The organism is Bacillus sp. NP247 (genome assembly GCF_018966865.1).
Classification (GTDB): domain Bacteria; phylum Bacillota; class Bacilli; order Bacillales; family Bacillaceae_G; genus Bacillus_A.
Map to the genome: position 1 here is coordinate 3,247,912 of NZ_CP076653.1, position 11,413 is coordinate 3,259,324.

An 11,413-nucleotide genomic window follows, 5' to 3' on the forward strand; every position below is an offset into this window, starting at 1 on the left:
AAAACCAATTACAAAACTTACAAAAACTATTTTTACTATTGAAAGCGTTTTAATATTGTTATTAAGAAAACAAGGAGGTGCCATATGGGAATTCAAAAGAATGTGGAAGCGGTATCATTATCTGAAGGAAATGAAGTACAAAGAGAATCTTTCGCTTCTAAAATTATGAACGTTAAAATCGGTGTTATACCTTTACCGTTATATGTAGTATTGGCTGCTATTATTTATGGGGCATCTGTATATAATAAATTACCAGCAGATATGATTGGTGGTTTTGCAGTTATTATGATCATGGGTATTTTCTTAGGTGACATTGGAATGAGAATTCCAATTTTAAAAAATATCGGTGGTCCAGCAATTCTCTCATTATTTATTCCATCGTTACTTGTATTTTTTAACTGGATGAATCCAGCTTCAATGGAAGCTGCGACTATGTTAATGAAAAAATCGAACTTTTTATATTTATATATTTCTTGTTTAGTAGTTGGAAGTATTTTAGGAATGAACCGTAAAGTGTTAGTACAAGGTTTCGTTCGTATGTTTATTCCTTTAGTAGTAGGGACGCTAGCTTCTGTAGCAGTAGGATTATTGGTCGGTTCACTATTCGGGTTTGAAATGAAGCATACATTCTTCTTTATTATCGTACCAATTGTGAGCGGTGGTATTGGAGAAGGGATTTTACCATTGTCATTAGCGTACAGTGACATTTTAAATGAATCATCAGCAACATTCGTATCACAGCTTATTCCAGCAGCTATTATTGGGAATATGTTTGCAATCGTGAGTGCAGGGTATATGAAGCGTTTAGGTGAGAAGAGACCTGAGCTTAGTGGGAATGGTGTATTAGTAAAAACAGATAATCAAGCAGAGTTATTAAAAGAGCAAAATACAGAGAAGCCAATTGATTTCTCATTAATGGGAGCAGGGTTATTGATTGCATGCACATTCTTTATTTTCGGAGGATTTGCTTCTAACTTTATCGGTATTCCAGGAGCAATCATTATGATTTTTTCAGCGGCAATTGTGAAGTACTTTAATCTAATGCCAGCAAAAATGGAGCAAGGAGCATTCCATTTGTATAAATTTATTTCGAAGAATTTAACTTGGCCATTAATGGTCGGTTTAGGATTGCTATATATTCCGTTAAAAGACGTAGCAGCAGTTCTTTCTGTCGGGTATGTTGTTGTTTGTGCATCGGTTGTTCTTACAATGGTAGCATCAGGTTTTCTTATAGGAAAAGTGATGAAAATGTATCCAGTTGAATCAGCGATTGTAACTGGATGTCATAGTGGTTTAGGTGGAACTGGAGATGTTGCTATTTTATCAGCTTCAAATCGTATGGAATTAATGCCGTTCGCGCAAATTTCGACGCGTTTAGGCGGGGCAGCAATGGTTGTAACAGCGACAATCTTATTAACAATGTTTTCATGATCAAACAAGCTAGCTATATTCATATAGCTAGCTTGTCAAATTAAGGGGAGATTATAAGTATGTTAGAAAATCAAATTAATGAAAGATCATTGTTATTGCATAAAGAGTTAGTAGGGAAAATTGAGATTACAAGTAAGGTAGAAGTAAATACAGCGGATGATTTAAGCCTGACTTATACACCAGGTGTAGCGGAGTCTTGCAAAGCAATTGCAGCAGATGAGGAAACAGCTTATGACTATACAGCAAGAGGGAACATGGTGGCAGTTGTTTCAGATGGAACAGCAGTACTTGGTTTAGGGAATATTGGACCGAAAGCGGCTATGCCTGTTATGGAAGGGAAAAGTATTTTATTTAAGAAGTTTGCGAATGTAGATGCTTTTCCGTTATGTTTAGGGACGACGGATGTAGATGAAATCGTTACCCTTGTAAAAAATTTAGAGCCTACATTTGCAGGTATCAATTTAGAAGATATTGCAGCACCACGGTGCTTTGAAATTGAAAGACGATTAAAAGAAGAAACGAATATTCCTGTATTCCATGATGATCAACATGGAACTGCTATTGTCGTTTTAGCAGCTGTAATTAATGCACTAAAAGTCGTAAGTAAACAAATGGATAATGTGAAAATTGTTATTAACGGTGCGGGTTCGGCAGGAATTGCAATTGGAAAATTATTATTAAAAGCTGGCGCAAAGCACATTACGTTAGTTAGCTTAGAAGGTATTGTTTGTGAAGGTGAAACGTGGATGAACGAAGCGCAAATCGAAGTTTCAAAGAAGACAAATCGAGACTACGTACGTGGAACGTTAAAAGAAGCAATTCATCAGGCAGATATCTTTATTGGCGTATCTGCTCCTAACGTATTAACGAAAGAGCTTGTACAGACGATGAATGAGAAAGCGATTGTGTTTGCAATGGCGAATCCAATTCCAGAAATATTCCCAGAAGATGCATTAGCAGCTGGAGCTGTTGTAGTTGGAACTGGTCGTTCTGATTATTCAAATCAAGTAAATAATGTATTAGCGTTCCCTGGAATATTCCGTGGTGCATTAGATGTGCGCGCGACTGATATTACAGAAGAGATGAAATTAGCGGCAGCATATGGGATCGCTAACATAATTACGGATGAAGAGCGTAGTGCGAATTATGTAATTCCAAATCCATTAGATAAAAGAGTTGTTCCAAGTGTTGCAGAAGCAGTAGCGAAAGCAGCCATTGATTCAGGTGTGGCGCAAATTACGAAAATGCCAAGTTACTAATAGTTAAAAGCAGTGCCTAAAAAGGCACTGCTTTTTTTGAGATAAGAAATCAAAATAATGAAGAAGTGCAGAATTATTTATGTTTCTTCACTATTTGTTTAATTCCATTGCAACTTGTTTACCATTTACGAAAATCTCAGTTACCGCTACGATCATTTCTATCACTATCTCGCCTCATTCCTTACTTTAAGTATAGGAGAAGAGAGATAATCTAACTATCGAAGTACGCGATGTAGAAATTCCATTGTTGTAAGGGAGTGCTTTACTATTGTTACTTTACACAGCATTGATTACAAACTGATCATAATATTTCTCATTCACATATATATTTAATACCCATAATCCAGATGAAGGTAGTGACATGGTGAGAGGGAGTTCGTTTGTAGTAGAATCGATTGTATTTGAAGTAGTCCAGTCTTGTTTGGAAGTTTCTTTTTGAAAGAGTACTGGTGTTGGAGTTACAGTTCCTTGTTTTAGCGCAATAATGGATAATTTTCCAGTGGGCATTTCATGGTCTAGAAAGAACCACATTAGTTCATTTTGTTCATTTGCGATAATAGGGGTATCAGCCATTGCGATTTTTCCTTCGATGCCTTTTAACGGTATTTTTCCTTCTACGAATGATGGAGCTTCTTCCCAATTTACATCTTTTAAAACACTAAGATGAAAAAAGGAAGGTGCGTTAATTTGAGAGGATGACGTTTCTAGTACTTCTTTTTTAGGTACATTTGAATCTGGCTGCACTTGCGCGCAGCCAGTAATAAGGAAGGAGAAAAGTAGCATAGTTCCGATTTTTTTCATGGTGCCACACTCCTAATTTTTATTGTTAGTGTAATTGTATTTGCTAGCAGGCGGGACAATTCCTTTAAATCATAAAAAGAGGTCGTAAGTTTTGTACGACCTCTTTTGACATTTTCTATATTTGTTCAGTTGAAAAGGTTGGTTCTCTCTCTTTTTGAGGCATTGTTAAGAAAATAACAGAAAGAACGATACATACTCCACCTAATAATTGATATGCTCCAAAAGATTCATTAAGCCAAGCAATTGAAACGATGGCAGCTACAAGTGGTTCAATGCTAGATAAAATACTTGTTTCTGTTGCTGCTAAATATTTAAGACTCCCGATATAAAGAAGGAAAGAAAGAGTGCCACTTATAATGATAAGAATAAACATAGAAAAAGTTTGAAGTGTGAACGTTTGCGAAATCTGATTCAATCCAAAAGAACGATTACAAATAAGCAGTGTAATTCCTCCAATTAACATCCCCCAGCCAATTACTATAGTTGTTCCACATTCTTTAATAAGAGAAGCCGGATGAAGGGTATAAAACGCAAAACCAATCGCTGTTAATAGTCCAAAAATAATAGCTGCTTTAGATAAAACAATATTTTCAATTGAGCCATTTGTAATAATAAAGTATGTCCCTGTTAGTGCAGTTATAATTGCGAGTATTTGCATAGAAGCAGGGAATTTCTTTTGCTCAAACGCAACGTAAATGGTAATAAGAACAGGACCTAGAAATTGAAATAGTGTTGCCGTTACGGCATTACTAATATGAACTGTTTCGATAAAAGCGTACTGCGCACCAAGCATACCAAGAATAGAGAAAATTATAAGTTGTATAAAGTGTTTAGGATGTTTCCAAATGTGAAATATGTTTTGGTTTTTAATAAGCAAGAAAGATAAAATGAATATTCCTGCGAGTAACAGGCGAATTGTTAAAAAATCAAGTGATGATACGTTAGTATGTTGAAATAGCCACTGAATCATGGGACCAGATAATCCCCATAGGATAGCTCCTGTAATAATCATCATAAGTCCAAGGCGTCTACCATTGTTCATTATCATGCATCTCCTCTCTAGTATTTGATTATTAATGTGTTACATGATAAAAGGAATTATATAGAACTTCTGGTACTGTAAAAAGTATCAGTTATGTGTTTTTGAGAGGGGTCAGATGTTGTGTTAGAACTAACGCCTAATTTGAATGCAAATAGTAAAACGGCATTGTATGTGCAATTGTATGAGTATATAAAAAAAGAGATTAAAGATGGAACGATTCCGGCCTTTACGAAATTACCGGCTAAGAGGAAGCTGGCGACATATTTACAAGTGAGTAAAAATACAGTTGAAGCTGCTTATGAGCAACTTCTTGCCGAAGGATATATTGAGTCGATTTCCAGAAAAGGTTATTTTGTATGTGAAATCGAGCAAATGATTCATGTGGAAGGCAGCGAAGAGGTAATAGGAGAAGCGCCTTTTCAAGATAAGGAGTATAAATTTGATTTCACTCAAACGGGTGTGGATACTAATACTTTTCCGTTTCATGTATATCGAAAAATTACGAACGAGGTATGGCAATTTGAAAATAAAGAGTTACTCTTTATTGGACATCCGCAAGGGGAGGTAAGTTTAAGAGAAGAGATTGCGAGCTATTTGTATGAATCTAGAGGTGTACGATGCGTAGCTAGTCAAATTGTAATAGGAGCGGGTACGCAAATATTAGTAAAAATGTTATTTCAGTTGTTAAAGGGAAGTCGTTATGCGGTTGAGAATCCTGGGTACCATCGGAAAATGGTTGTTTTTGAGCAAGGGGAACAAAATGTACAAATGTTATCTTTAGATAGAGATGGAATTTGTATGTCACAGTTAGCCGATAGCCATGCAAATGTTGTATTTGTTACACCCTCGCATCAGTTTCCTTGCGGGATGATTATGCCAATTACGAGAAGAATGCAGCTTTTGCAATGGGCGAAAAAAGAAGAAGGAAGATATATTATTGAAGATGATTATGATAGTGAATTCCGCTATTCAGGAAAGCCGATTCCAGCGCTGCAAGGGTTAGATAGAGATGGGAAAGTAATTTATATGGGGACGCTGTCTAAAGCGTTATTGCCATCATTACGGATGAGTTATATGGTGTTGCCAAAACAGCTCATTAAGCAGTATCAGGAGCAATATTTATTTTACACACAAAGCGTTTCAAGAATGGATCAAGAGATCATTAGGAAATTTTTAAATGACGGGCATTGGGAAAAGCATATTCATAAAATGCGTGTTGTGTACCGAAAGAAGAGAGACCGTCTTGTTTCGGTAATAGAAAAATATTTTTCTAGTCGCATTGAAGTAATAGGGGAAGATTCCGGCCTACATATTTTATTAAGAGTGCATAATGGGATGGAAGAGAAAGAATTAATGGAAACTGCAGCTGAAAGGAGTATTAAAGTGTATCCTGTTTCGATGTATTATAAGGAAGGGACTTCTCCCAAAAGTACAGTATTACTTGGATTTGCGACTTTATTAGAGGAAGAAATTGAAGAGGCCATTCAATTATTATATACAGCATGGTTTACAAAAAAGTAAAAAAACATCCTCATAAATGGAGGATGTTTTTTTATTATTTTTCTTCATCTAGGAAAAGAACCATATGCTCTTCATCCCAATATTGTCCGTTATATTTTAATGAGCGTTCTTGCACACCAAATGTTTTAAATCCTAATGACTCATAAAGTTTTTTTGCACCATCGTTTCCGACAACAACATCAAGCATAACTTGCTCTACTTCTAAAGATTTAGCAAGCTCAAGGCATTCTTTAATAAGTGCTTTTCCCGCTCCAAGTCCGCGTGCTTTTGGAGACACGTATACTGAACCAATTTTCGCTTTATGTTCTTGTTTTACATATGGTTTCGTTTCCAGTGTTGCAACTCCGATTAATTCTCCATCTTTAAATGCACCTAGTGTATAGTTCTCATCTTGTGCTAATTTTTGGGCTTTATATTCAATAGCACACTCTTTATTAATAATATCTTCATAAGAAGAGCTGAAAGCTTCCGGGTTTTGTTTTAATCCTTCTACTCGAAGTTCTAAGTAAATTTCTGCTTCGTCTTTTGTTAATACATGGATATCCAATTATATCACCCTCCAAATCTTTGACAGTTATACCTATATTTTATATTGAAATAAGAATAATTTCAAAAGCTTAGCTTATATGAGCTGGTTTTATAAATAAAATAGCACCAGTAGTGTTGACTACTACTGGTGATTTCACGCATATATTATTCAAATGGTAATTCAATTATAAATTCTGTTCCGACTTCTAATTCGCTGTTAACTTCAATAGAACCATTATGAAGTTCTACAATTTCTTTTGCAACAGCCAGTCCGATACCTTTTCCTCCTGTAGCTCGTGTTCTGGATTTATCGACACGGTAAAAGCGATCGAAAACATGTGGGATATCTTCTTCAGGAATACCTTCACCTTCATCTTGTACACTTATTGTAAAAGTATTCGTACTCGATAGTACACGTATTGTTATAGAAGTGTTTTCTGGTGAATGTTGATAAGCGTTGTGCAATAAATTTAACAGTACTTGTTCCATACGTCTTTCGTCTATACAAACTTCTAAATCATCTTTGCAGTATATATATAGTTGCATTTGTTTGTTCGTTAATGTTGTTTTTGTTTTTTCAACCATTCGTTCTAAAAATGGCCTCAGGAGCATTTTTTGTTTTTTAATAACGAATTGATGTTGCTCTAATTGTACGAGCATAAATAAATCTTGTACGAGATCAGTTACACTATCGGTTTCATCCTCGATGATTTGTAAATACTCTTCACGTTCTTCCTTCGTTAAAGAATCTCTCTTTGCCACTTTCGCATAACCTTTCATATAGGTTAATGGAGTTAATAATTCGTGAGCGACACTAGCGAGGAATTCATTTCGTTCTTTTTTCATATACGTAAGTTCACTAGATAAATCTTCAATAGTTTTTGCTAAGCTTCCAAGTTCATCATTTCGTTTAATTCCTAATTGAATTGGCTTGTTCAATTTGGACATTTTTTCAGTAGCTCTTTTCATTTTTATAAGAGGTTCTGTAATAACCCGAGAAAAAACAAAGACAGAAATAGTTGTTAAAATAATTGTCAAAATACTAATGATAATAAATTGATTCATGAGTTTAAGTAACATATTTTCTAAGAAAGATGTCTTTAATAACATATGTAAGTTACCTTGAAATCCATCTATTTCAAGTGGGCTTACTGTTGAGATGAATTTCGATTTTTTCCAGTTTTTTTCTACAATCAACCCGCTTTTAGGAATAGTTTCCGTTTTACAAGTAAGTTGTTTTTGCATTTCTTTCGTTACGGGTTCTGAGGTGGAAATGATTTTGCCGTTATTGTCAGTTATAATGATAGTGATATCGGTATTAGCAATTAATTCTGAGCCAATTAATTCTTCAGCTGCATGCTCGATAGTGAACTCTTGATACCAAGGGCGTTTAGGACGTTCGGTGTTTGGTTTTTGTTTAGAATGCTCATTCCATTTTGCACGGTTTACAATTTTGTCACGATACCGATTGCCTTTCTCTAATAGAGCAACTGTTTCCTCTTCAACCCGCATTTTTGAAAGGCTTTTATAAAAAGATACGAAAGCAATTGTTTCAATACATAAAGCTAATATTAAAAAGTATGTCCCAATTTTAAGGGAAAGTTTACTCATTTTCTCACCATACCTTATTTTATATAAAGTGAAACTTTGGAGATTTCACGGATTATTATCCCACATTAATTGGAGCCTTATTGCCCATTAATGCAGGATAAAGGGTCAGTGGTATACTATTGTCCACTGACCGAAGTAATTATTCATTTTTCCATTTATATCCGACTTTATAGACAGTTTCTAAGTAATCTTCAACTGGAAATCCTTTTTTGCGTAACTTATCTCGTATATTACGAATATGTGAATCGATAGTTCTGTATTCGATGTCTGTTTGATAGCCCCAAATCTTTTCGATTAAATCGTCTCGGCTGTAGGCACGGTTTGTATTTTGTAAAAATAGTCCGAGTAACGAAAATTCAATAGGAGTTAGTGAGATTTTTTCATTATAAACTGTAACAGTATGTTTCGTTTTATCCCACTCAATACCATTGAAGCTAACAAAGCTATCTTTCTTTGTACGACGTAATATAGCCTCGATTCGCGCGACTAATACATGTTCATCGAATGGTTTTGTAATATAGTCATCTGCTCCCATGGTCAGGCCTTTGACCATATCATAATTTTGGTTGCGAGCTGTTAGCATAATAATTGGAACGTTGGAAATTTGACGGATTTGATAGCAAGTATCCCATCCATCCATATTCGGCATCATAACATCTAATAAAATAATATCGAAGTCCTTTTGTTCGATTAATTCTAGCGCTTCAAGGCCAGAAGTAGCTTTCATACAAAAATAGCCACGAGGGCTTAAGAACAGATCTAATAATCGTAACATACGTTCTTCATCGTCTACTAATAAAATTTTCACCATAATCTTGTGCACCCCAAACTATTCATTCTACTTGTATAGTTTACATGAAAATAATAAAAAACTCTTTTTATGTGATTGAATGGATGGCTGATTTTTCAATCAGGGCAATTGACATAAAAAATGCACTAGTTTTGCACAACTATTTTTTATAATAGAAAACGTAGCGACACAAATACCCTATGTTGCGACATAACGTCATGTCATTTTATTTATAAAATGACAATTCCATTCTATTGTGTATGTGAGATAGAGAGGATTTTCGTATTCACCTCGCATCGGATAAGAAAAATTTCCTATCTCACACTTTTTTTAATATAAAGGGGATTGTACACATGAGTAAAAAAGTAGAACTTTTACAAAAAGAAAAGCAAGATCGTAATGCGATTGTAATGTGTGTTGCGGTATCTATGCTTATTATGATAAGTTGTGTAAATAAATTTTTCGGGATTTTATAATAGAAAAAAAGCTTATTGCTTCTTAAGAAGCAATAAGCTTTTTTAATGTGTTCTATATAATAAACCAAGGTAGAATTGCCAGTCCAGAAGTTACAATTGCTGTAGCAAATATTAAAAACATAGCTCGTTTGTTTTGTTTCATGTCACATTCTCCTCTACATATCAATTGAATGCTGTTCGTTCATTTTATATTTTTAGTATAGTGAATGGAAAGGATTGGTACGATCGATAAAGGTGACATGAAGATTACATTGTTGTAATGAAAAAGCATCTTAATTAATAAGAAGATGCTTTTGAAAAAGTATATTAAAATGTTAATTATTTAAGAATAAAACCATATGCTCTTCGTCCCAATATTGGCCATTATGTTTTAAGGACCGTTCTTGCACGCCGTAAGTTTGGAAGCCGAGGGACTCATATAATTTTTTTGCAGCAGTGTTATCAGCAACAACATCAAGCATGAGCTGTTCTACATGTAATTTATCGGCATTTTCAATAATCGCTTTAATTAAAGCTCGTCCTGCACCGAGGCCACGCGCTTTTGGAGAAACAAAAACGGAGCCGATTTTTGCCTTATGTTCTTGCTTAATAAATGGCTTTGTTTCTAAAGTAGCAATGCCAACTAAATCATTATCTTTGAAGACACCTAGAGTATACTTATCCGGATTGCTTAATCGCTTTGCCATGGCAGCGACAGGGTTTTCATGTTTAAGAACATCTTCATAAGAAGAGCTAAAAGCCTCAGGGTTTTTCGTTAAACCTTCCATACAAACTTTCAAATAAATTTCTGCGTCCTCTGTTGATAATAAGCGAATTTCCATAGTTGTAACCTCCTAGATTGATTCAAATTTAATTCATTAACTTTGTAAAATTAAGTTTAGTTAAATGTATTCTGTGACTATTCTTTCTTAATTTGTAAAAGAATGAAAAGATCTATGCTACTATGTTTTCATTTTATTTATGTAATGAAATTATATATTAACTTTATTAACTATTCAAGTGTTATATATATTACATTTTTATAACTAAAAAATACCTCCTCGATTGAGAAGATATTTTTTAGTTATTCGATTGATAACCATCGATTCGCTCTGGATGTGTATAAATATTGCAAGATTCATTTCGAATGAATCCTACTACGGTAATGCCTAAATCGTGAGCGAGTTGCAATGCTAGCTTAGTTGGAGCTGATTTAGATAGGACGATTTCGCAACCGATTTTTGAAACCTTTAACAAAATTTCAGATGAGATGCGTCCGCTAAACGCAATGATTTTCCCTTGAACAGAGATATTGTTTCGTAAGCAATGACCGTATATTTTATCTAGCGCATTATGTCTTCCAATATCCATTCTTGATAAAAGAATGTTATTTCGATCACATAGAGCGGTATTATGCACACCACCCGTTTGGCGAAATGTAGTTGAAGATTGTTGTAAGGAAGTCATTAGGTGAAAACATTCTTCGGGAGTAATAGTTATATGTACATCATGTAACTTTTTTGCTTTTGCTGCATCGTTGACGAAAACAAAACCTTGTCTACCTTTCCCGCAGCAAGAAGTTACGTATCTTTTATTATATAAAGTTTGATAGAGTGGATTAATTTTTGATGATTTTACATGGGCAATTCCGTTTTCCCTTTGGACCCATAATTCCTCAATATCTTTATAAGAAGAAAGAATTCCTTCAGAAATTAAAAAACCAATTACCATATCTTCAATGTAATTAGGAGTACATACAACTGTTACGTATTCTTCGCTATTCAACTTAATTGTAATAGGAAATTCTGTCACAACATCATCAGTTTGTTTTGAAAATGTACCGGATTGATAGCGTACAATTGTATACGTTTCTTGAGTAGGCCCCATATTAAATTCCCCTTTATATGTATTTTTCCCCATATTTATCATAAAACATCGGAAAAATAAAAGCATCTACTATCAGAAAGATGGCAGA

The 11,413-nt window shown here is 34.6% G+C and carries 11 protein-coding genes; 4 read left to right on the forward strand and 7 right to left on the reverse strand.

What is annotated here, in order from left to right:
• Nucleotides 1-84 precede the first annotated feature (84 nt).
• Nucleotides 85-1,431, forward strand: coding sequence for a 2-hydroxycarboxylate transporter family protein (locus KPL75_RS17010; RefSeq protein ID WP_219917078.1), 1,347 nt, complete (start codon nucleotides 85-87; stop codon nucleotides 1,429-1,431).
• A gap of 59 nt (nucleotides 1,432-1,490) precedes the next feature.
• Nucleotides 1,491-2,690 (forward strand): NAD(P)-dependent malic enzyme, encoded by a 1,200-nt coding sequence (locus tag KPL75_RS17015; RefSeq protein ID WP_219917079.1) that lies wholly within the window; start codon nucleotides 1,491-1,493, stop codon nucleotides 2,688-2,690.
• Between the two features lie 276 nt (nucleotides 2,691-2,966).
• Here the strand turns inward: KPL75_RS17015 and KPL75_RS17020 are convergent, their stop codons facing one another.
• Nucleotides 2,967-3,491 carry a DUF4871 domain-containing protein gene (locus KPL75_RS17020; RefSeq protein WP_219917080.1) on the reverse strand — a complete coding sequence of 175 codons (525 nt, stop codon included), beginning with the start codon at nucleotides 3,489-3,491 and terminating at the stop codon, nucleotides 2,967-2,969.
• A gap of 115 nt (nucleotides 3,492-3,606) precedes the next feature.
• Nucleotides 3,607-4,533: a DMT family transporter gene (locus KPL75_RS17025; RefSeq protein ID WP_219917081.1), complete on the reverse strand. Its 927-nt coding sequence runs from the start codon at nucleotides 4,531-4,533 to the stop codon at nucleotides 3,607-3,609.
• A gap of 120 nt (nucleotides 4,534-4,653) precedes the next feature.
• Here KPL75_RS17025 and KPL75_RS17030 point away from each other — a divergent pair, with 120 nt between their 5' ends.
• Nucleotides 4,654-6,054: a MocR-like pyridoxine biosynthesis transcription factor PdxR gene (locus tag KPL75_RS17030; RefSeq protein WP_219917082.1), complete on the forward strand. Its 1,401-nt coding sequence runs from the start codon at nucleotides 4,654-4,656 to the stop codon at nucleotides 6,052-6,054.
• Between the two features lie 34 nt (nucleotides 6,055-6,088).
• Here KPL75_RS17030 and KPL75_RS17035 read toward each other — a convergent pair whose 3' ends face one another.
• The 3 genes from KPL75_RS17035 to KPL75_RS17045 all read right to left on the reverse strand — a co-directional run bounded on the left by KPL75_RS17035 (nucleotide 6,089) and on the right by KPL75_RS17045 (nucleotide 9,004).
• Nucleotides 6,089-6,601 (reverse strand): GNAT family N-acetyltransferase, encoded by a 513-nt coding sequence (locus KPL75_RS17035; RefSeq protein WP_000351210.1) that lies wholly within the window; start codon nucleotides 6,599-6,601, stop codon nucleotides 6,089-6,091.
• 146 nt (nucleotides 6,602-6,747) lie between these two features.
• Nucleotides 6,748-8,193 carry a HAMP domain-containing sensor histidine kinase gene (locus KPL75_RS17040; protein WP_002063733.1) on the reverse strand — a complete coding sequence of 482 codons (1,446 nt, stop codon included), beginning with the start codon at nucleotides 8,191-8,193 and terminating at the stop codon, nucleotides 6,748-6,750.
• 139 nt (nucleotides 8,194-8,332) lie between these two features.
• Nucleotides 8,333-9,004 carry a response regulator transcription factor gene (locus KPL75_RS17045; protein ID WP_002063734.1) on the reverse strand — a complete coding sequence of 224 codons (672 nt, stop codon included), beginning with the start codon at nucleotides 9,002-9,004 and terminating at the stop codon, nucleotides 8,333-8,335.
• A 332-nt stretch (nucleotides 9,005-9,336) separates the two neighbouring features.
• On the opposite strand from KPL75_RS17045, the gene KPL75_RS27440 reads away from it, so the two are divergent.
• Nucleotides 9,337-9,459 (forward strand): hypothetical protein, encoded by a 123-nt coding sequence (locus tag KPL75_RS27440; protein ID WP_002010441.1) that lies wholly within the window; start codon nucleotides 9,337-9,339, stop codon nucleotides 9,457-9,459.
• Nucleotides 9,460-9,773: 314 nt separating this feature from the next.
• On the opposite strand, the gene KPL75_RS17050 is transcribed toward KPL75_RS27440, so the two are convergent.
• A complete protein-coding gene (locus tag KPL75_RS17050) occupies nucleotides 9,774-10,280 on the reverse strand; it encodes a GNAT family N-acetyltransferase (RefSeq protein ID WP_219917083.1) in 507 nt (168 codons plus the stop codon).
• A 238-nt stretch (nucleotides 10,281-10,518) separates the two neighbouring features.
• The gene (gene fdhD, locus KPL75_RS17055; RefSeq protein WP_219917084.1) at nucleotides 10,519-11,325 is read right to left on the reverse strand and encodes a formate dehydrogenase accessory sulfurtransferase FdhD; all 807 of its coding nucleotides are present in this window, start codon (nucleotides 11,323-11,325) and stop codon (nucleotides 10,519-10,521) included.
• Between the last annotated feature and the right edge of the window lie 88 nt (nucleotides 11,326-11,413).